The sequence below is a fragment of the Psychrobacter sp. P11F6 genome (genome assembly GCF_001435295.1).
Classification (GTDB): domain Bacteria; phylum Pseudomonadota; class Gammaproteobacteria; order Pseudomonadales; family Moraxellaceae; genus Psychrobacter.
The window spans coordinates 2,705,984-2,727,740 of the sequence record NZ_CM003594.1 but is presented as its reverse complement, the minus strand read 5'-3'; the positions used below and the strand labels follow the sequence as shown (position 1 = coordinate 2,727,740).

General features: G+C 43.4%; 21 protein-coding genes. 11 read left to right on the top strand and 10 right to left on the bottom strand.

Features of this window, described 5'->3' with window-relative positions; genetic code table 11:
• Nucleotides 1-124 precede the first annotated feature (124 nt).
• Nucleotides 125-1,018 carry a LysR family transcriptional regulator gene (locus AK822_RS11225; protein WP_045453282.1) on the bottom strand — a complete coding sequence of 298 codons (894 nt, stop codon included), beginning with the start codon at nucleotides 1,016-1,018 and terminating at the stop codon, nucleotides 125-127.
• 191 nt (nucleotides 1,019-1,209) lie between these two features.
• On the opposite strand from AK822_RS11225, the gene AK822_RS11220 reads away from it, so the two are divergent.
• Nucleotides 1,210-2,334 (top strand): S-(hydroxymethyl)glutathione dehydrogenase/class III alcohol dehydrogenase, encoded by a 1,125-nt coding sequence (locus AK822_RS11220; RefSeq protein ID WP_055124643.1) that lies wholly within the window; start codon nucleotides 1,210-1,212, stop codon nucleotides 2,332-2,334.
• Nucleotides 2,335-2,441: 107 nt separating this feature from the next.
• Here the strand turns inward: AK822_RS11220 and AK822_RS11215 are convergent, their stop codons facing one another.
• Together AK822_RS11215 and AK822_RS11210 are read right to left on the bottom strand one after the other, a co-directional pair.
• Entirely contained in the window at nucleotides 2,442-3,137 is a 696-nt protein-coding gene (locus AK822_RS11215; protein ID WP_060491707.1) for a haloacid dehalogenase type II, read from the bottom strand.
• A gap of 57 nt (nucleotides 3,138-3,194) precedes the next feature.
• Entirely contained in the window at nucleotides 3,195-3,863 is a 669-nt protein-coding gene (locus AK822_RS11210; RefSeq protein ID WP_060491706.1) for a DsbA family oxidoreductase, read from the bottom strand.
• A gap of 326 nt (nucleotides 3,864-4,189) precedes the next feature.
• Here AK822_RS11210 and nfsB point away from each other — a divergent pair, with 326 nt between their 5' ends.
• The 8 genes from nfsB (at nucleotide 4,190) to AK822_RS11170 (ending at nucleotide 12,748) form a co-directional block, all read left to right on the top strand.
• On the top strand, nucleotides 4,190-4,846 hold the full coding sequence (gene nfsB / locus AK822_RS11205) for an oxygen-insensitive NAD(P)H nitroreductase (RefSeq protein ID WP_060491705.1): 657 nt from the start codon (nucleotides 4,190-4,192) through the stop codon (nucleotides 4,844-4,846).
• A gap of 299 nt (nucleotides 4,847-5,145) precedes the next feature.
• Nucleotides 5,146-5,793 (top strand): 2Fe-2S iron-sulfur cluster-binding protein, encoded by a 648-nt coding sequence (locus AK822_RS11200; protein WP_060491704.1) that lies wholly within the window; start codon nucleotides 5,146-5,148, stop codon nucleotides 5,791-5,793.
• The gene (locus tag AK822_RS11195) at nucleotides 5,790-6,782 is read left to right on the top strand and encodes an FAD binding domain-containing protein (protein ID WP_060491703.1); all 993 of its coding nucleotides are present in this window, start codon (nucleotides 5,790-5,792) and stop codon (nucleotides 6,780-6,782) included. Before AK822_RS11200 ends, AK822_RS11195 begins: the two co-directional genes overlap by 4 nt.
• 2 nt (nucleotides 6,783-6,784) lie before the next feature.
• A complete protein-coding gene (locus AK822_RS11190; RefSeq protein ID WP_060491702.1) occupies nucleotides 6,785-9,232 on the top strand; it encodes a xanthine dehydrogenase family protein molybdopterin-binding subunit in 2,448 nt (815 codons plus the stop codon).
• A 139-nt stretch (nucleotides 9,233-9,371) separates the two neighbouring features.
• Complete coding sequence (locus AK822_RS11185) at nucleotides 9,372-10,757, top strand: XdhC family protein (RefSeq protein WP_060491701.1); 1,386 nt, start codon at nucleotides 9,372-9,374, stop codon at nucleotides 10,755-10,757.
• Nucleotides 10,754-11,494: an NTP transferase domain-containing protein gene (locus AK822_RS11180; RefSeq protein ID WP_060491700.1), complete on the top strand. Its 741-nt coding sequence runs from the start codon at nucleotides 10,754-10,756 to the stop codon at nucleotides 11,492-11,494. Before AK822_RS11185 ends, AK822_RS11180 begins: the two co-directional genes overlap by 4 nt.
• 31 nt (nucleotides 11,495-11,525) lie before the next feature.
• The gene (locus tag AK822_RS11175) at nucleotides 11,526-12,101 is read left to right on the top strand and encodes a GNAT family N-acetyltransferase (protein WP_060491699.1); all 576 of its coding nucleotides are present in this window, start codon (nucleotides 11,526-11,528) and stop codon (nucleotides 12,099-12,101) included.
• A gap of 125 nt (nucleotides 12,102-12,226) precedes the next feature.
• Nucleotides 12,227-12,748: an HdeD family acid-resistance protein gene (locus AK822_RS11170; protein ID WP_060491698.1), complete on the top strand. Its 522-nt coding sequence runs from the start codon at nucleotides 12,227-12,229 to the stop codon at nucleotides 12,746-12,748.
• A gap of 261 nt (nucleotides 12,749-13,009) precedes the next feature.
• On the opposite strand, the gene AK822_RS11165 is transcribed toward AK822_RS11170, so the two are convergent.
• The 5 genes from AK822_RS11165 to AK822_RS11145 form a co-directional block, all read right to left on the bottom strand.
• A complete protein-coding gene (locus AK822_RS11165) occupies nucleotides 13,010-13,624 on the bottom strand; it encodes a hypothetical protein (RefSeq protein ID WP_045444387.1) in 615 nt (204 codons plus the stop codon).
• Between the two features lie 41 nt (nucleotides 13,625-13,665).
• Entirely contained in the window at nucleotides 13,666-14,283 is a 618-nt protein-coding gene (locus AK822_RS11160; protein WP_060491697.1) for a hypothetical protein, read from the bottom strand.
• A 213-nt stretch (nucleotides 14,284-14,496) separates the two neighbouring features.
• Nucleotides 14,497-15,246: a PhnD/SsuA/transferrin family substrate-binding protein gene (locus AK822_RS11155; protein ID WP_060491696.1), complete on the bottom strand. Its 750-nt coding sequence runs from the start codon at nucleotides 15,244-15,246 to the stop codon at nucleotides 14,497-14,499.
• A 3-nt stretch (nucleotides 15,247-15,249) separates the two neighbouring features.
• Nucleotides 15,250-15,744: a PAS domain-containing protein gene (locus AK822_RS11150; RefSeq protein ID WP_060491695.1), complete on the bottom strand. Its 495-nt coding sequence runs from the start codon at nucleotides 15,742-15,744 to the stop codon at nucleotides 15,250-15,252.
• A 272-nt stretch (nucleotides 15,745-16,016) separates the two neighbouring features.
• Nucleotides 16,017-16,379, bottom strand: coding sequence for a roadblock/LC7 domain-containing protein (locus AK822_RS11145; protein WP_010201036.1), 363 nt, complete (start codon nucleotides 16,377-16,379; stop codon nucleotides 16,017-16,019).
• Nucleotides 16,380-17,015: 636 nt separating this feature from the next.
• Between AK822_RS11145 and gdhA the strand changes: the two genes are divergently transcribed.
• Entirely contained in the window at nucleotides 17,016-18,362 is a 1,347-nt protein-coding gene (gene gdhA, locus AK822_RS11140; RefSeq protein WP_055124628.1) for an NADP-specific glutamate dehydrogenase, read from the top strand.
• Between the two features lie 195 nt (nucleotides 18,363-18,557).
• Nucleotides 18,558-19,142, top strand: coding sequence for a PepSY domain-containing protein (locus AK822_RS11135; RefSeq protein WP_055124627.1), 585 nt, complete (start codon nucleotides 18,558-18,560; stop codon nucleotides 19,140-19,142).
• A gap of 168 nt (nucleotides 19,143-19,310) precedes the next feature.
• Here AK822_RS11135 and hutI read toward each other — a convergent pair whose 3' ends face one another.
• Together hutI and hutG are read right to left on the bottom strand one after the other, a co-directional pair.
• Complete coding sequence (gene hutI / locus AK822_RS11130) at nucleotides 19,311-20,588, bottom strand: imidazolonepropionase (RefSeq protein ID WP_087945716.1); 1,278 nt, start codon at nucleotides 20,586-20,588, stop codon at nucleotides 19,311-19,313.
• A 110-nt stretch (nucleotides 20,589-20,698) separates the two neighbouring features.
• Nucleotides 20,699-21,757: a formimidoylglutamase gene (hutG, locus tag AK822_RS11125; RefSeq protein ID WP_087945640.1), complete on the bottom strand. Its 1,059-nt coding sequence runs from the start codon at nucleotides 21,755-21,757 to the stop codon at nucleotides 20,699-20,701.

The following is a 21,757-nucleotide window of genomic DNA, read 5'->3' as shown; positions in this document are numbered from 1 at the left end:
CATCGAATATTTAGTGTGAACCATAATATTCCTTGTGCTTAGTAGCATTGTGCGTAATAAACCGCGCATAGTAAAGCCTCGCATTGCAACACACCTTAAAAAATGCCTAAGACAAAACGCATAGCTAAACCAAATGCTCTGCTAGATAATCGACGAGCAGTCTAATCTTTGGCGATAAATGACGGTTGTGCGGATAGATGGCCCAGATACTTTCTTCAGGCTCTCGATAGTTATTCAATAAGCTGACCAGCTCACCTGATGCTAAGTATTTTTGCACATAATAGTCAGGCAGCTGCACGATACCCAGACCTTTTAACGCCGCATCGACTAGACTGTGACCGCTGTTATATTGGACACTGCCAGACACGCGCAGGTTTTTTTCTTTATCAGCATTTTTTCCAGAATCTATTTTGCCATCTTCTATAAAGTGCCAATAGTCACGTGTGCCAAGTAAGCAGTTATGCTGACTCAGATCGCTCAAAGAATGTGGTATGCCGTATTTTTCGAGATAAGCAGGCGCGGCACAGACGAAATTGGTACGACGGCTAAGCTTTTTTGCCATCATCGTCGAATCACTTAATTTGCCGATACGAATCGCCAAATCATAACCGCCATCAATGAGGTCGATTTTTTGATTGCTCAAAAACGCCGTCACTTCGATATCGCGATATTGCACCATGAAATCATTGACCAGTGGCAATAATTGCTGCTCGCCATAAGTGACAGGAGCGGTCAGTTTAATCCTACCTTGCGGCTTTGATTGTAAATTGCTCACTGCTTGCTCAGCCGCATCCAAGCCATCGAGCACCCCGCGGCAATGCTGATAAAACACGCGACCTTCTTCAGTCAACGATACTTTACGCGTCGTGCGATACAGCAGTTTAATATTCAGTCGCTTCTCTAAAGCGCTTATCTGCCGACTGACTTGCGCGGTTGAGATGCCCAATTCTTTTGCGGCGCGCGTAAAGCTTTCGTAATCTGCTACATAAACAAATTCGCTAATACCATCCCAGCGCATGATTATTACCACTGTGTAAAAGATATTTGCAAATATAGCACATTGTTATCGCTATAGAAAAAACTATAATAGTCAGTATAAAGCTTTACAGACTGCTACAACTGCCGCTTGCCTCCATTCAACAAGCAAGATAAGCTGAATAGAGGTCTGCGCTTAATAACCCATAAAATGAATTAAAAAGAGAGATAACGATGTCAGATAAATTTATTAAATCAAAAGCCGCCATTGCTTGGGGTCCAAATGAGCCACTATCTATCGAAGAAGTGGATGTGATGCTGCCCCGTAAAGGCGAAGTATTGGTAAAAATCGTGGCAAGCGGCGTCTGTCACACTGATGCATTTACTTTATCTGGTGAAGACCCAGAAGGCGTATTCCCAGCGATTTTGGGTCATGAAGGTGGCGGTATCGTTGAGCAAATCGGCGAAGGCGTCACCAGTGTGCAAGTCGGCGATCATGTCATTCCGTTATACACCGCAGAATGTGGCGTCTGTAAAATGTGTACCTCAGGCAAAACAAACTTGTGCTCAGCGGTACGCGAGACCCAAGGTAAAGGCTTAATGCCAGACGGCACCACACGTTTTTATAAAGATGGTGAGCCAATTTATCATTATATGGGCTGCTCAACCTTCTCTGAATATACGGTGTTGCCTGAGATTTCTTTGGCAAAAGTGAACAAAGAAGCACCACTAGAAGAAGTCTGCTTGCTTGGTTGCGGTGTTACCACGGGTATGGGTGCAGTGATGAATACGGCCAAGGTAGAAGAGGGTGCGACTGTCGCTATCTTTGGTCTTGGTGGTATTGGATTGTCAGCGGTCATCGGTGCTGCAATGGCAAAAGCAAGTCGTATCATTGCCATTGATATTAACGAAAGCAAATTTGAGCTGGCTAAAAAGCTTGGTGCGACTGACTGTATCAATCCTAAAGATTATGACAAACCGATTCAAGAGGTCATCGTTGAATTGACTGATGGCGGCGTTGATTATTCATTTGAGTGTATCGGTAATGTCGATGTCATGCGTTCGGCGCTTGAGTGCTGCCATAAAGGCTGGGGCGAGTCGGTCATCATCGGTGTTGCTGGTGCTGGACAAGAAATCTCTACTCGTCCGTTCCAGTTAGTGACTGGTCGCGTCTGGCGCGGTTCAGCATTTGGCGGTGTAAAAGGTCGTTCGGAATTACCAGGCTACGTTGAGCGTTATCTGGCGGGTGAAATCCCACTACAAGACTTCATTACCCATACCATGCCATTAGAAGACATCAATGAAGCGTTTGATTTGATGCATAAAGGTGAAAGTATTCGTACGGTTATTCATTTTTAAAAATCATTATTAATAATAGTGATTATAGATTTAGCCTTATAAAATAGCAGTATGCTAAACCAAAAATGCCGTCCTTATATAGGGCGGCATTTTTCTGGCATTGGCAATTATTTTTTAGTGGAAAAAATTATCTGTTCGGCAAGCGTGGTTAGATCTGCTGCTATAAAGTCTGGCGATGGAACGTTTGGTGCTGATAATAAAGCATTATATGGTCGCGTGAGAAACGCCCCTCGGCAGCCAGCCGCTTGAGCGCCGATGGTATCCCAAAGATGACAGGCGACCAGACATAAACCTGATGTTTCAACAGACAGCTCCTTAGCGACCATTTGATAAGTTTCAGGCGCAGGCTTGAACTTACTGACAGTCTCAACGCTAAAATGCTGTTCAAAGAAATGGCTGATATCTGCTTTTTCGAGTGGCGTAGGAGACGCGCCACTTGCTGAGTTAGTCAATGTCACTAGGCGAAATCCTGCCTCACGTAGTTTTGTTAATGCTGGTACTACATCAGGATGAGCAGGCATTTTGCTCATGTGCTCTTTTAACTCATCAATATCGTCGTCTGTTAACACGACTTTATGGATAGCCGCTGTCATCTGTAACGCACCGATGCCAAGCTCACCAAAAGGCGTATAAAGTCCTGACAACGTCATAGTTTGCGAATATAGCACCAATTGGGCAAACCATTCTCTTAGCATTTGCCTGTCACCAAACAATCGGGCAAATAATGGCTCAAGAGTGGTAATGTCGAGTAGCGTCTCATTGACATCAAACACGATAATAGGGAGAGTTTTATCAGAGGACATAAGGGATCCTTTTAGAAATAGCAAACGAAATCTTGCCAAAAAATCTTGTTAGGAAAACTAGTCTGGCATGTCAGCCAACTGCTGCAAGATATTCTTGAAATTTTCCACGCCTTGTGCACCACTAACCAGATGACGCTTATTAAAAATTACCGCTGGCACGCTTTGAATGCCTTGTTGTTGCCAATGTTGCTCTTCTGCGCGCACCTCTTTAGCGAACCTTTGGTCTGCTAACACGGCTAATGCCTCATCACGATCTAGTCCAATCTCTGCGGCGATATCAGCAAGCACGGCATTGTCAGAAATATTGCGACCATTGGTAAAATGAGCGATGAATAACGCCTGCTTTAAGTCATGCATGCGACCTTGCTGATCTGCCCAGTGCAGTAATTGATGCAAGTTGAACGTGTTGTGCATACGCGTGTCATCGTTAAAGTTAAACGTAAAGCCAACCTCATTACCAGCTTCGATTAATCGAGCACGGCTAGCATCAGATTCTTGCTTGCTCGACCCATATTTCTCCATAATATGTTCACGCATATTCTGTCCTGCGCTTGGCATATTTGGATTAAGCTCAAACGGATGCCAATGTATTTCATGGGCCGTATTTGTTTGCTTAAGCGCTTCAGCAAGTTGGCGGTAACCAATGACGCACCAAGGACAAACAACGTCTGAGACGATATCGATGCGTAGTGGCTGCTCTGAGGATAACTGCTTTGAATGTTCCATATCTATCTGCCTAATTCAGTATTTATTTTTTATATAAGCTGTCTGTGGTCGACCGCCTTATAAATCAATGCTCATTATCAATGCTAATTAACTAATGCTAAGAGAGTGAGAGAACAATTACAATATCGTCTAAGTTACTGTTTAATGAGTCTCTGTCTAATAAGTATCTGCTTAAATAACTGTTCAAATGGCGGCTCAAATAACTCAGCGATGCACTGAATTATCAGCAACTTAATAACAAAATAGGTGACTACTTAACCAATATGTAACGGTCATCAAACGGGTTTTTGCTTAAAGTGGCGGTACTAAAAATCTTGGAGTCATAAATGAAAAATATCACTGAAGCCATGAACTGGCGTTACAGCACCAAAGAGTTTGATGCCAATAAAAAAATATCAGCAGCAGACTTTCAAAGTTTAAAGGATATCCTACGACTTAGCCCATCAAGCACCAATATCCAACCTTGGCATTTTGTGATCGCTGATGATGATGCTGGCAAGGCACGTATCGCAAAAGGTACGCAAGGGATGTTTGATTTCAACACGGCAAAGGTGAAAGATGCCTCACACGTCATCATTTTCTGTAGTCGTATCTATGCTGATGATGAATTTTTGCATGAAGTATTGGATAAAGAAAATACGGATGGTCGCTTTGCAGAGCCAAAATTCAAAGAGCAAATGCATCAAGTTCGCAAAATGTTTTTGGACATTCGTCGTTATGAGCAAAAAGACGAGCCACATTGGCTGGTCGAGCAAGTGTACCTAAATATGGGCGCATTATTGCTGGGTGCTGCTACTTTAGGCATTGATACTGTGCCGATGGAAGGTGCAGATCTAAAGGCACTCGATGAAGAGTTTGAGCTACGTAGCAAAGGCTACACAGCCGTTGCCGTTATCTCACTTGGTTATCGTAGTGAAGACGATTTTAATGCCGATTTGCCAAAATCTCGATTGAGTGAAGCGAGAATAATTACTAAAGCGTAATGACCGACTGATATTTTTAACTGACTATATTGAACTCAAATAGCGTTATAAACGGCATGTTTATAGCGCTATTTTTTTTGCTAATAAAATGAGTTTTTGAGTTTCATTTATAAAATTGATAGTGAATAAGTGAGATAAAATACTGAGGAGTAAAGTTTTCATAGATTAAAAACTACACTGCAATAACTACAAAGTAAAAACAAATCGACATTTCTAATAAGTCATAATAAATCGATTGGCGCGACTTTTAAGAAGCGTTTAACCCTATTTTTTTGATTATCTGCCAGCGAGAAGCCAGCATGTCTACCTTGAACTTAACCATTAATAAGCAAGATTATCAGCTTGACAATCTTGATTCACGCACGACCTTACTCGATGTCTGTCGTCAGCACCTCAAAATTACGGGGCCTAAAAAAGGCTGTGACCATGGTCAATGTGGCGCTTGTACCATACTTATCAATGGGCGTAGGGTCAATGCCTGTTTGACCTTAGCAGTTATGCACGATGGTGATGAGATTACCACGATTGAAGGTATTGGCATGCCCGAATTATTATCGGAGCTACAACAAGCCTTTAAAGATAATGATGCGTTTCAATGTGGTTACTGTACCCCTGGGCAAATTTGTTCAGCAACAGCGCTGATCGATGAGATTAAACAAAACTGGCCCAGTCATGTCACTACAGATTTGCAAAACCCTGATGGATTGCTGGTGCAAGAAATCGCTGAGCGTATGAGTGGCAATATTTGCCGCTGTTCTGCTTATCCCAATATTATTAAGGCCATTTCACAAGTTTTAGAAAATGAAATGAATGACTCATCTAAAACTGACGCAGTACAAAAATCAGAGGTGACGGGTATTTGGTCGCCACCACCTAGTGAAGCGCAGCTAGGTAGTCAATCTATGAAGAATAAGACGGCAACTAGCAGGTTAGGAGATCGTTCATGAAACGTTTCGAGTATAGCCGTGCTACCGCGCCAGAGCAGGCAGCCCAATCTGCTAGTGTAAAAGACGCCTCATTTATCGCAGGGGGTACCAACCTTTTAGATTTGATGAAGTTAGAGATTGAAACGCCAGTTAAGCTGGTGGATATCACTCGCTTAGCATTAGCTCAAATTGAGAAGACTACAGATGGTGGCCTACGCATCGGTACGCTAGTGACCAATAGCGACTTGGCCGCGCATCCTGAGGTGATTGCCAATTATCCAGTGCTATCACGGGCGATTTTGGCAGGTGCGACGGGACAGTTGCGTAATAGAGCGACGACGGGCGGTAATCTATTACAGCGTACGCGTTGTTATTATTTTTATCAGACAGACAGCGCCTGTAATAAACGCAAGCCAGGTTCTGGTTGCCCAGCGATACGTGGCGAAAATCGTACGTTGGCAATTTTAGGTACTAGCGAGTCCTGTATTGCTCAGCATCCATCTGATATGGCCGTCGCGATGCGCTTATTAGATGCCACTATTGAGACGTTAAAAAGGGATGGTTCAACGCGTAAAATCGCGATTAAAGACTTTTATTGTTTGCCAAAAGACACGCCACATATCAAAAACGTTTTAGAGTCTGGTGAGCTTATCACTCATGTTGTGTTGCCAGCGCCCATCAAAGGCATGCACACTTATGACAAAGTGCGTGATCGCGCGTCCTATGCTTTTGCCTTAGTCTCCTGTACCGCGATCATAGACGTGACTGATAATGAGCGTTTGGACACAGTGCGCTTAGCATTCGGCGGTATTGGTACTGAGCCATGGCGCAACGAAGCCGTTGAGGCATTGCTGACGGGTACTGATGGCAATGAAAATGTCATTAAACAAGCAGCGGACTTATTATTAAAAGAGGCTAAAGGTAGTGGTCAAAATGATTTCAAAATACCGCTGACTCGTCGTCTACTCAAACAAGTTATTCAACGCGCATTAGCGGGCAAGGGAGCATAATCATGTCGTTATTGGACTCAGTATTTCCGTCAGAACCGACCAAAAAAATGATGATGAATGAGCCTGTTGAGTCGCTTTTTGATAAAACAGCGAGTAAATTGGTAGGTAAGCCCATTAACCGAGTCGAGGGATCACTTAAAGTCAGCGGTCAAGCGCACTATACGGCAGAGATTCATCTAGACAATCAAGCCTATGGCGTATTAGTGAGCGCAACGATTGCCAAAGGACGCGTTAAGCAAATTGATAGCAGCTCTTTAGAGGGTATTCCCAACATTATTAAAGTAGTTACTGATCCTGAGCACTTTTTACGCAATGCCCAACAAGGCGGTGCAACCAAATCACCTAAGCAAGGCGTTAGTGAAATTTTTTATCATGGTCAGCCGATTGCGGTTGTCATTGCTGAGACGTTTGAGGCGGCGACCGAAGGCGCAAAAGCGCTCAAAGTGACTTATGAGGATGAGACTGAGCAGGCGGCATTGAACTTTACGGCAGAGCTGCCAAATGCTCATGACGTTAATGAAAAAAAAGGTTCTGATAAAAACTCAGAAAAGGGTAATCCAGAACAAAGCCTCGCAAATGCTGCGGTAACCCTTGACCGCTTTTATCATACCCCAAGTCAAAACAGCGCAGCGATGGAGCCTCATGCAACGCTTGCTCACTGGGAGGGCGATAAGCTGATTATGTACTCCTCTAATCAAATGCTTTCTTCGTGCAAAAAGCAAATCGTTGATGCATTGGATTTGGATCTAGAAAATGTACAATTAATCGCTCGTTATGTCGGTGGGGGTTTTGGTAGCAAGCTTGGGATTTCTCCAGAATCGATAGCCGCCGCACTCGCCGCAAAAGAATTGGGTCGTCCCGTGTTAATCACTATGACCCGTCCGCAAGTAATGGAGGCAACGATTAGACGCTCGAACACGCGTCAACGCATCGCAATTGGCTGTAGTGAAGATGGTATTATTGACACCATGATTCATGAGACGGTCTCTAGTAATTTGCCAGGAGAAGCCTTTTTTGAGCCAGCAGCGCTCTCTACGCATTATCTGTATCGCGGTGACAATCGCCGAGTTAATTATCAGCAAGTAGATATGAACCAAGTATTGTCAGGCTCAATGCGTGCCCCCGGTGAAGCAGTGGGGCAGATTGCCCTTGAGTGTGCGATGGATGAATTGGCAGAGCAACTCAACCTAGACCCTGTCGAGCTGCGCCGTCGTAATGAGCCTGAGCAAGATCCTAGTAAAGGTGTCCCGTTTTCCACGCGTAAGCTCATCGCTTGTATCGATCAAGCAGCTGAACAGTTTGGCTGGAATCAACGCAATGCTAAGCCTGCCAGTCGCTTAGAAGGTGATTGGTGGATGGGTATGGGTATGGCAGCGGCAGCTCGCGGCAACAGCTTAGCGCCATCAGAAGCACGGGCGACCCTGCAAATAGATAACTCAAAAGCACTAGGCGTCAAAGCTGTGATTGAGACAGACATGACCGATATCGGTACAGGTTCTTATACCGTATTTACTCAGGTTGCTGCAGATTTATTAGGGCTACCAATAGATCATATTGAAATGAAACTTGGTGATACCAGTTTGCCACCTGCGGTAGGCTCAGGGGGCAGTATGGGCGCTGCCAGTTCAGGCAGTAGTATATACCTTGCTTGTCAGCAGCTACGTGAAATGACCGCAGAAAAAGTCGGTCTATACCCTGATACCATTCAGCTGGATAACGGTCAAATTAAGCAGATAGGTGAGCATGATGCTAATTTTGTAGAAACCGTTATAGAAGCAGGAAAAGAAAAAGTAGCAGGTTTGGGCGATAACATCGTAGATAAAGTGGCTGATTTAAAAGATAAATTAGCTGAAATAACGGGAATCTCACTAACTGAATCGAAAGAATATGACTTTAGTAATTTTCAGACTCATTCATTAGCCGATATCGTCGCTCAATATGATGACCAAAAACTCAGTGCCAAAGGTCAAATTGCACCGGGTAAAAATGCCAAAAGTCATCGCCAAGCGTCATTTGGTGCTAATTTTGCCGAGGTCGCTGTACACCGAGTGACTGGTGAAATACGCGTCAAGCGTATGACAGGCGCCTTTGCAGCAGGGCGTATCCTCAATCACAAAACCGCGACCTCACAGTGCTATGGCGGCATGGTATTTGGTATTGGTTCGGCATTGATGGAGCAGGTGATTCACGATAAGCGTGACGGTCGGCTATGTAATCATAATCTTGCAGAATACCATGTCCCAGTCAATGCGGATGTTCCTCAGCTTGATGTTATCTTGGTAGAAGAGGACGATCCGTACACCAATCCAATGCATATAAAAGGTATTGGGGAAACGGCGATTGCAGGTGCTGCCGCTGCTATTGCTAATGCCGTTTACAACGCCGTGGGTGTACGAGTTTATGACTTTCCTATTACTCTCGATAAATTACTTTATGAACTACCAGAGTAGGTTCTTAGTCAAATAGATGGACAATATAAACCCGCTAATTGTAGCCGTTAGCGGGTTTTATGAACTGGTTTTGTAAGTTGGTCATGATGGATATATACCGTATATAGACATCAATGATAGAGAGTATATAAGAGGCGTTATGAATCAAATTGCTGATATTCTTAAGCTGGCACGCGAGGCTCAGCAACAACAGGTCGACGCGGTACTAGCAACCGTCGTGCGTACCGAAGGGTCAGCCTATCGCCGCGCAGGCGCGATGATGCTCATCTGTGAAAATGGTCGTTCGGTCGGGATGATTAGCGGCGGCTGTCTGGAGCCACATATTATCAAACGTGCTTTTTGGCTCACGCGTCAAGGTGCAAACGTGCAAGTCTACCAAACGGGTGATGATATCGAATATGCTGATGGTGTAGCGCAAGCGAGCGTATCAGAAGAGGGTTTTGACTTTAATAGAGGCAGTGATAATAAGGGCACAGATAATAAATACGATGAACAAGATATTGATTTGGACGAGTTAAATTTTGGATTAGGCTGTAATGGGCGCGTACACGTGTTGTTTGAACGGTTAGCGACGGCAATGTCTTTGTTAAATGTCATCAGTCAGGTTCGTCAGTCTCAGCAGCCAGTAACGGTAGCAACTTTAATCCGCTCTACAATCCATTTTAATACCCAAAATAATCCAAACTCTCAACTTCAAATTGGTTTGCGTCTTAACCTAGATAATTATATCAAGTCAGGAAAACTCACCGCTATCGACGCTAATAATTCAGATAAAGTGGTATCTAATGCTTCAAGCACAGTTATCCATGCTATTGAAAGTTTATCCGAATATAAGCTTCTCCATAAAAATGCTGAGTACGTCATCGTAAAAGATGACAATGACAATTTAGCCACAGAATGGCTGATTCAGCGCCTACAACCACAGATACGCTTGCTGATTTGTGGTGCTGGCAATGATGTGATGCCGCTAGTTACGATGGCAAAGATGCAAGATTGGCATGTGACAGTGGTAGACAGTCGAGCGCAATATGCCACGCAGCGGCGTTTTCCTGAGGCAGATAGCGTGATGGTACTAGCGTTAAATGATAGTGACACTTTACTAAAACTCAGTAAAAATGCCGCTATTGCTTTAATGTCGCATAGTCTCAGCCAAGACCGTGCTCGCCTTGGCGTATTATTAGAGCATGCTAATCACTATAAATATCTTGGACAACTAGGACCACGCTACCGTACCGAGCGCTTAATCGAAGAAATTAGTACAAGGTTTACAAATTCTGCCAGTTTAAACCTAGGTATCAAAAAACTGCATTATCCGATTGGTTATAAGCTGGGCGGAGATGGTCCTGAAGCCTTAGCACTGGGTATCATGGCGCAAGTCAATGCTGTCGTCCATAATCAAAACCTATCAGCAGAAAACTCAGACACTCATCTGTCAAACACTAACTGTACAACGCTATTTTCTACGCATATTGATTCTATAGAGACGACTGCTACAAGTGCTCGTGCCGCGATAAATTTATCATGAGCCGCGACGCATCTATTTTAGCCTCTACGCAACTGAAGCCAATAAATCTATCAAAGCCACCAAACCATGCGGTCATTATTTTGGCCAGTGGACTGAGCCTGCGTTTAGGTCAAGCAAAACAGTTACTATGTAAAGATGGCGAACCCTTAATTTGCTTCATGACCAAACTCGCACTTTCTACAAAACCGCAAGCAATTATTATAGTTATTCCTGATAATCAACCATCAATAGCCAGTGCGATGAATGAATTGGCTTTTCAGTACTCTATGATTCAAATGGTCGTAAATTCTACGCCTGAAATAGGTATGGCGTATAGTTTGGATTTGGCTATTGAGGCAGTCACGCAGTTAACAAGCTCATTAATCGAGCGCGTCGTCATTATGGGTGTTGATCAAGTTTTACTCGATGAGCAGCATTTGGCAAAACTGCTGGCAGATAAGCGGTCTGTAGTGGCAAGTACTTATGGTAGCTGGCAGCATTTAAATAATAGGAGTTTAAATGAAACGTCTGCTGCCACTGTATTAAAGCAAAATATTATCGGACTACCTTTAACGATTGATTGTGATTTACTCAGAGAGTGGCAAGCATTGCTGGTAGGCGATAAAGGGCTGCGTTATTTAATTAGAGGTTTGCCGCCCAGTCAGATAAGTACCGTTGTTAATAATCAACTGAGCTATGATATCGATACTCCTGAGCAACTTGCTCATGCCAAGCAAAAAGGCTGGCTGGATAAATAGTATTAATAGTGTCAATCCATAAGTGATAAAAATGATAAATTTGATAGAAACAGAACGTCTTTACCTTAGGCAATGGCAAGCAAGTGACTTTGCTGTTTTTGCTGAAATAAATGCTGATCCTGAGGTAATGAAGTATTTTCCCAAGTTATTAACGCCTAAAGTAAGTGACATCATCGCTAGTAAATGCCAGCAGCTTATTGCTAATCAAGGCTGGGGGCTTTGGGCAGTATGTTTAAAAAATAGCACTAAAACATATGATGATTTTATCGGTTTTGTTGGCTTGAATGATACTCACGCAGATATGTCTTTTGCCCCTGCTGTCGAGATTGCATGGCGACTACATAAAGATTATTGGGGACAGGGCTATGCTACAGAGGCGGCACGTGCGGCGCTGAATTTTGCTTTTACTGAGCTGTCGCTCGATGAGGTTGTGTCATTCACAGCGGTTATCAATAAACGCTCGCAATTGGTTATGGAGCGCCTTGGCATGATAAATACCCGCGCCAACTTCTACCACCCAGCCCTTGACCCTAACCATCGGCTGGCTGAGCATGTACTGTATAACATGACGCGGCAACAGTGGAACAATCAGTTAGCAGGCTTGTGACCACAAATCAATGCCCACACTCTGATATTAACAGGACTACTCGAAGATATTACTACCGTTATACAACACAAAGTAAGGTTTGCGATATAATTTATTTTCTATTAAATGTAAAATAAGGTCGTCTTATGAATCGTACACTGTGGTTAGTCATTGGCATCATTAGTATTCTTGGCGGTATCTTTGCATTTTTTAATCCTCTTAGCGCCACTTTGGCCGCTGAGCAGTTAGCAGGTTTTATCTTTCTTTTAGTGGGTGTTTTACAGTTTATTGCCTTGTTTCGAGCACATAGTACCACTGGAAAAGTGCTAGCGGCCATCGGCGGTGTACTTGGTGTATTGATTGGCATTGAGTTATTACAAGATCCGTTACAAGGCATATTAACCTTGACCATGGTAATTGCTATTTTATTTATGGCAACGGGTATAGTCAGAGTTGTTGTTGCTTTCGGTCTACGTCGGACAGTGGCTTTTGTCCCAATATTACTCTCAGGTCTGCTCTCAATTATATTGGCTATCATGATATTTACCAGTTATCCGCAATCAGCGACGTATATTCTTGGCATACTGTTGGCCGTCGAGTTGATATCTAACGGCATATCATTAATTATGTATTCACGTATACCATCAATTATAGTGCGCAATATATAAATGTAGTTGTAGCAACAAACAAAAAAGACGCTGTAAATAGCGTCTTTTTTTTTATTTCATAATTTATTTGAATATCACATCTTAATAATGCGTAAAGCCTAAGTGCAATTTGTAATACCTTATCCTTGTATACAAATCGGCTATAGCAGAAGATGAGAGAAAGAGATTGAAAGAAGTGCGCTTGGTTTGATATAAGCGCACGGGTCAGTATGGCAGCGTGTCATATGGATATTTAATGGTATATCAAGCGGTTTGGTTGAATTAGCTAAGAAATCTTAAGCCAGACGTTTTCAATGCCCATACCATCTCAACAAAGGCGCGGCTATTAGTTAAAGGCTCGCCATCGATGATGAGGGCGTAACCTGAACCATCAATCCATAAAAACACAAAGCTGGTCTCAGGAATCAGTAAGTCAACTTGTTGAAAAAACGAGATGGCTTGGCTTTCAACCGCCCAGCCGCGTTGTTTTTGGCGAATCATAAAACCTGAAAAGTCAGCAGCTGCAACACTTAGCATGTCCGCTTCTTCTTGGCTGTAACCGATTCGTGCTAGGCAAAACCCTTCATCAGAGCCAATAGCGGCACGGCGTTTACCGGATAAGCTGGCAACCACATACGGTAAAAACTGATCCAATGGCAGATTGGGTGCGGGTAATAACAAAGACAGCTTTTCAATCCAGCCATGTTCTATAAAGCTCTGTAGCCATTCGTCAGAATAACGCTCAAGCCAATCAGCGGCGAGCAACGTCTCCCCATAGGACATTAAGTCTTGTAATGACAGCTGTTCATCAGTGGGCTCACTTTGTGAAAATGCCTCAAAAATACCGGCTGGAGTGAGGGTTAGATACGTTTTATCAGCATTTAAGTAAGAGGACATAGCGGCTACCATTGTGATGAAAGGGTTAAATCGGCGATAAATTAGGTCTTGATGGTCTGATCAAGATGCTGTTGACAGTTGTTCCAGCGCTCATCGAACTGCCAGTCGCTTTTACCCAAGCGAAACCATACTAACGAGAAGGCAAGTCGATCATTGCGAGCGATACAGTGAGCAAAGAATTCGTTTTCGATCTGCTCAATCGTGCCCCAATCCTTATCTTCACGCGCCTGCATGAGCTCAGCGGTGATGTCTTTGGATATTTCTTTGGCGTCATCGCTACTGATAAGCAATCGCTGTTTTTGCTCATTGAGAGATGGCGATATCAGGACACTCCAGCGAGTCGCCAGCATACTATTGCGTTGAATATATCGCTTCTTACTAATACAGTCGCGAAACCCTTGCTGGACATGAGGGTACAAGCGATCTTTAATACGCGTAAACAGGTTATTTACATCGTAAGGAATGTCATACCAACAGCCATAAAAAAAGTCTGCGACGGCACCTTGCAGCGGCTCTTTTTCGGTTAAAAGTAATGCGGCATTGATACGTTGTTCATGAAAATGACGGTTATTGGGTGCCAAAAACACTTTACGCGAATATAAACGAAATACTCGGCGTGCTTCCATCTCATTTTCTTTAATAAGGTCTAAATCAGACATAATAGTGTCCTTTACGTCATAGTGTCTATTGTATGGCTAACAGCTTATGGCTAACAGCTTATGGCTAATATCGTATGGCTAATATCGTATGGCTAACAGCTTATGGCTAATATCGTATGGTCAAAATGATATAGTCACTATTGAGCGACAATAGGCTATGACTTCACTAAGCGAAACGGTGCAACGTGCCAATTAATAAGTAGTAATTAATAATTAATCAAGTAAAGTTTGCATCAAATCTATCATAAATTCAGCATCTTCTTCGTCCATGGCTTCAAACCCTTGAGGCATGCCAAGTTCAGCCAATGCTTCTCTACCATCGTCATCATTATGCAAGTTCAGGATCGCATTCATGAATATTTCTGTATCAGGAAAGTCATCTTTAATCAATAATACATGGCTAATGTCTGCCAAATCACTTTCGATTAGCACTGACAGCTGAGTTTTGGTCAAGCGTGAAAAGCTATGAAAAATCTCTGCCAAGAAAAAAGCCGCTTGAGCATCACCTTTGATGACTTTACGGGCGGCTGCCTGATAAGTCTCAGTGATATCCCATTTAAGATCAGACTCTTCTATATCCACAGCTTCTAGCAAGCGTAAGCCGATCAGCTTAACATCACGGTTGTCTGCCATTGCTACGGTCGCACCCGCTTTAATGTCTTCTAAGCGCTTGATATCACTGTTTGCCGCAGCAGCAATGACCATCTCATCCGATTTGCCGATAGGGCGTGCAACAGCGCGATAGCCTTGTTCACGGATCAAAGTGGCTGCATCAAATGGGTTGGCATAGATAACTTGAATGTCACCTGCCTCAATGATTTGCTCTTGTTCAGCATGTGAGGTAGGTATGTTCAGATGCATATTTAGGTTGGCACGTTTTTGAATCAAGATATTAAACATGTGCCAGCCTGCAAAACGCTCAGGAGAAAAATCAGGGGCGATTAACATATTGTGTGTCGTCATGATTTAGCCTTCCTCATTTTGATTCATTTGGGCATACTGAGCCATAGCAGCTTCGATTTTGCTACGTGATGGCTTACGGCGTACCGAGGTATAACCCACTGTTTCGCCGCGACGAATGTTTGGCACAACGGTCGCATAGACCCAATAGTGACTGCCATCTTTGCATAAATTCTTAACGTAGCCATGCCATTTTTGCCCAGCTTCTGCGGTATCCCACAAATCTTTATAAGCGGCTTTTGGCATATCAGGGTGGCGCAAAATAGATTGTGGCTGACCAATAAGCTCATCAACGCTGTAGCCACTAATTTCGACAAAAGCATCGTTGACGTGAGTCAGCACACCATCCAAATCGGTGCGAGATACAATCAGTTTGCCATCAGGATAAGGGCGTTCAATACCAGTATCATAGACAGTCCGCGATGTACCATCATAATAAGTCAGAGTAATCTGCTCAGCGGGCATATCAGGCTTATGTGCATCAGGGATTGGAGAACCCATCGTAATCTCCTTTATTTATCGTTATATTTATAATGATTAAAAAACCAATCTGGTGTGGTAGTTGTCGATAACATCATGTTGCCTTTCAGCTCAGTCGTCGTCCCAATATTTATCAGGCTATTATTCCACACAAATAATGTGTGCCATCTTAAATATTTTTTATGAGACAGTCACTTCATTTTGATTTAAAGTCATATTTATCAGTCGCGCTATGTGCTATATGACGTTAAATAATAAAAAATATGTTATCGACAAAAATCCAAATTTACCAATTAGATAAGTTTTGCAAGGGCTTCTGAGGCACGCTTGATATCTAAGAATATCAAACCAAGTTTTGCATTCGGTTTTGCCATAATAGTAAGTACCGCTTCATCTCCAGATGAGGTCATAATCACGTAGCCTTTTTCACCTTGAATCATAATGCGATCGATACTACCACGTGCCAACTCACGACCTGCGCGGTCACCCAATGACAATAAAGCCGCTGACATAGCGCCAACACGGTCTTCATCAACGCCCGTTGGTAGTGCTGAGGCAATCATCAGACCATCGTTAGAAATAAGGGCAGATGCTTCAACATCGGCTGATGAGCTGTTTAGGTCTTCCAAGATTTGCTGGAATGAATCTGTACGCATATCGCTTTCTCTATGACGGGTTATTCAATTGATAAAATAACAGTTAGTAATGGTGGAGAATAAATGTTGACTAAGTCGGCTATTATAAACCCTTGCTGTCAATATTGATATACATCAGCTCAAGCAAAAAGCCAAGTTTTTGGGTTTTTTATACCGTTTGGTGCTGGTTATTGACCTTTCGTCTTTACTTAACGGTTATCAATACACAAATTTCCATTAATATTTGATTTATTTACCGATTAGGAAAAGGAAGGTTTTTTAGTAATACAGGACTATTTTTAGCACAATCAATGAGATCTGTAAGCTCATCAGTCGGCGTCTCAAGGTGCTATGTAAAGGCGTACTCTAGACTGTGTCAATAAAAATCGCTTATAACTTTTCATGATGGTGATATTTACTAGACTTATACGCCTCAAAAATGATATATATTATGGGATAAAAAATGTTCTTGTCTCTGAATGTGGCATCTAGGCATAAATTCAGTCAGCTTTTTTAATCCCATTTGTCTCTACACAAGCCAGCGTGTCGGGGCAATTTCAGTTTTACACCAGTGTCTACAATCCTCTCGTTTGTTGTCATACGACGTGACATCGGTGTAAGTAAGCACGATCACCATTTTTACCCTAAGGAAAAGATATGAGTATCAGTCAGGCCATCGAAAAAGTCGAAGCGCGTTACGCCCATCAACCTGAATTCGTTCAAGCGGTAAAAGAAGTTGCAATTACGATTGCGCCGTTATACGACGCCCACCCAGAATATGATACTTTTAAAATATTTGAGCGCCTCGTTGAGCCTGATCGCGTTATTGCTTTTCGTATTAACTGGGAAAATGACCAAGGTGAAGTTCAGGTTAACCGCGGCTGGCGTGTCCAGTTCAGCAATGCGTTAGGTCCTTATAAAGGTGGCGTGAGATTTCATCCGACTGTCAACCAATCTGTGTTGAAGTTCTTAGGCTTTGAGCAAATATTCAAAAACGCTTTGACTGGATTGCCAATGGGCGGCGGTAAAGGTGGCTCTGATTTTGATCCCAAAGGCAAAACCGACAGTGAAATCCGCCGTTTTTGCTATGCCTTTATGCGTGAACTACATCACTATGTGAATAAAGACATCGATGTGCCCGCTGGTGACATTGGGGTGGGTGGGCGTGAAGTCAGCTATATGTTTGCTATGTATAAAAATTTAACGCACGAATACGGCGGCGTTTTGACCGGTAAAGGCGTTGGCTTCGGTGGCAGTTTGATGCGTACTGAGGCGACAGGTTATGGCGCGGTGTATTTCTTAGAAAACATGCTTACGGCGCAAAATGACGATATCAAAGGTAAGAGAGTATTGGTTTCAGGTGCTGGTAACGTCTCATTACATGCTGCTGAAAAAGCCCATATGCTGGGTGGCATCGTCGTCACTGTGTCAGACTCACAAGGGACTTTGTATGATGAAGCGGGTCTGAATCAAGAAAAAATTGATTGGCTCAAGGCGCAAAAAGCAAAAAGCAAACCGTTGGCTGAGTACGTCGATGTTTATGGTGGAGAGTGGTTTGCGAAGCAAAAGCCGTGGCAATTCAAAGGTGACATCGCGATTCCATCAGCGACGCAAAATGAAGTCAATGAAGAAGATGCCAAGCTCATGGTTGAAAATGGCATTACATACGTTGTCGAAGGTGCCAACATGCCATTGACTGCTGAAGCCATCGACTATATTCGTTTGCACCGTGTGCATTATGCCCCAGGTAAAGCCGCCAACGCGGGCGGTGTAGCAGTGTCTGCGCTTGAGATGTCACAAAACTCAGTCCGTCAGTATAAGAGCTTTGAGCAAATCGACTTGCGCCTCAAAAATATCATGCGAAATATCCATGACTGCGCAGCTGACGCCTCAGAACAGTATGGTCAAACAGATAATGGCTATATCAACTATATGGCTGGTGCAAATATCGTTGGCTTTAAACGAGTTGCTGATGCATTGGTCGCTTACGGTATTTTAAACTAAGCACTTTTATCATAGCCACCTACTAACGAATAACGCGTTTGTTTTAACGATAGGCGCGTTTTTTATGAATTAAACCTACCGTGAACAGTCAAAGTGGTTTTTATGAAGTGATACGATTGATCTATTGATAATGTGTGTTTTTTAAAAGATAATAATTTTAGAACACTCAATAAGATTAATTTTGTGGAGACCGTTATGAGCAAGATTTTCAAGCCATTTTCGCTAACGACTTTGGGTACCCGTGCTGCAGTAGTAGTGGGTGCGGCTATGTTGACTACGACAATCTATGCATCTACACAGCAACCGCTAGCAAGTGAGGTGCAAGCCGCCAAAGCCAGCAGAATAAGCTTACAACAAGCAATAAATATTGCGGCGAAAAAGTCATCTGGTCTATTGATGAGCGCCAGCTTTGATCACGATGATGATAAAGCACAAGGCGGTGTGTATGAGATGGAATTTGTAACCAGTAGCCGAAACTATGAAATCAAAGTCGACGCCATGAATGGTAGAGTGATTAGTACGGATGTGGAACGATTAGACAGTGATGATCTGGTAGATTATAAGGCGCTTAAACAAGCGAAGATTGATGTTAAACAAGCAATGAAAATTGCTGAAAAACAATCGGGCGGCCGTGTTATCGAGATTGAGTTTAAAAACGACCGAGATTATAGTGATCATGCGTCCTATTATGAAGCTGATATCCTTAAAGGTAATAGTATCGTTTGGCTAAATGTTGATGCCAATACTGGCAGCGTATTCAACAATAAGTTTAAGAAATAGCTAAGTAAGTTAGACAGATAGATAGATATGATAGGTATCGCTAATAGTCGTTTTTTTCGCTACTCAGTTTTTTGAAAATGAGATAGCAAAGCTGTGCATTTATTATTAAAAAAGCCCCAATCATTCAACGACTGGGGCTTCTTTAATGTGAGTAGTTAGATAAGTTCGCTATACCGTCTCACGCCACTTGCCTTGAACCATAATGCCGTTAATAGGGTTTAGTCCCATCTGATAAGCCAAATCCGCAGGGCGGGCGATATCCCATAAGACCAAATCTGCATCACAGCCAATCTCTATTTTGCCTTTATTAGACAATCCCAGCGCTTGTGCTGCATAAACAGTTGCCCCTGCCAGTACCTCTTCAGTGGTTAAGTAAAATAGCGTACAGCCCATATTCATCGCAAGCAATAATGAGGTAAGCGGTGAGGTGCCAGGATTGCAGTCGGTTGAAATTGCGATAGGTATTTGATGTTTGCGTAGTGCATCAATCGGTGGCAATTTGGTATCCCGCAAGGTATAAAATGCTCCTGGTAATATCACTGCAACGGTATTGCTAGCCGCCATTTTTTTGATGTCTTCTTCTGATAAGTGCTCTAGGTGGTCGCTCGACAGCCCCTTATATTCGGTAACCAAGGCACTTCCGCCTATATCAGATAATTGCTCAGAGTGTAGTTTGACTGGCAGACCTAACGCGCGCGCCACTTCAAAAACGCATCTGATTTGATCGCTACTAAAGGCAATGTTTTCACAAAAGCCATCGACCGCATCGACTAAGCCTTCTGAATGCAAGATGGGTAGCCACTCGCAGACTTGCTCGATGTATTCGTCTGTGCGGTCCTGCATGTGAGACTTGTATTCAGGTGGTAGGGCATGTGCTGCTAGATAAGTAGTGCTCACATGAATATCGTATTTCTCTCCCAGTTGGCGAGCGACCGTGAGCATTTTGCGTTCCGTGTCTAAGTCTAAGCCATAACCAGACTTGATTTCGATACTGGTGACGCCTTCTTTCATCAGTGCAAGCAACCGTTTTTCACTTTGTGCAAATAACGACTCTACACTGGCAGCGCGGGTAGCAGTGACGGTTGAGACAATACCGCCGCCTTGTGCCGCAATGTCTTGATAACTGGCACCTTGCAGGCGTGCCTCAAACTCGTTACTGCGGTTGCCACCATAAACGATGTGAGTGTGACAGTCGATGAGTCCGGGAGTTACCCATTTGCCATCCACATCTGTGATTTGACTAGCTCGATATTTAGGTAAATGAACAGTGATTTGATTCTGTGTACCAATCCAAGCGATTTTACCACTTTTAATACCGATTGCAGCGTTCAGTAATTGTCCGTATGGGTTACTATCAGCTTGATTGTCGGAATGAATATTAAACCCGTATTGCTCTGAAAAAGTCGCGACATTAGCGTTAATAATGACATGGTCAAATGACGTCATAGTAAACTCGTCTAGCGTCTGTTCTGTAGGGTTTTTCAATACGGAGTTCTTTGATGCACTCATAATGTGCTCCTGATTAGTGTGAAGTCGTTGCTCTTTGTTCGTAAGACCTAGGTGACAAGTAAATGCTGCTCTACCATAGTCGCTAGTAAGCGAGCAGCAACTTTGCAGCTACGACTGTCAATATCAAAGGTAGGATTAATCTCAGCAATGTCGGCCATTTTTACTTTACCAGTGGCCATGATAGTTTTTACCATGCGTTCAACGAAACCTAGCTCAATGCCAAAGGCGGCAGGTGCGCTAACTCCTGGAACGACGCTAGATGGCAAGCAATCCATATCGATGGTTAAATACACGATATCAACCTGATCGATAAAGCTTTTGACTTGCTCAGCAAGCGTATCCCAAGGCTGCTGCTGACAGTCTTCGTCACTGATTACTTGTACACCTAACTGCTCAGCGCGATCAAAGAGCGCCGCCGTATTAGAAAATCGACTGACGCCAATACAGCAATAATGAAAGGGCTGACCATGTGCATCAAGGTGCTCAGCAATTTGGCGAAATGGTGTACCAGAAGTCGCTACATCAGATTGGCGAATATCAAGGTGGGCATCAAAATTAATAATTCCGATAGTAGGTGCTGTATGTGTGCTGATAGTTGTATCGTTTTGACTTTCTAAAGCCTGCCATAACCCTAAAAAGCTGCCGTAAGCGATGGCATGATCACCGCCCAATCCGATAGGCAAACCGCCTTGCTTGACGATAGCGCTCCCTTCCTCAGCATATTTAATCTGAGCTTGTTCAAGAGTATTCGTGGCAAAGTCATCATCGTCGTGACAATGAATGTCACCAGCATCACCCAATAAGGTTGATAATTGTCCATCAAAGCGCTGTTGCAATTCAGCGATGACTGGCAGCGTAGCAAATGCTCGACGAATTAATGGCGGGGCTGCTCTAGCACCCACGCGGCCTTGATTACGTCTGACCCCTTGATCACATGCAAAGCCAATTAGCCCAATATTTTGACTCTCATAAGGCTGAGCAAGCTGATACCAATAGCGGGCGCGTGCCGTCTCAAATGGCTCGGCGCGCCCTGTCCATTGGGTCATATCAGCAGGGGTGTGGCCAATGTGAGTGGTAGTCGTTGCTGTTGTTCTCGCTATTGTCAT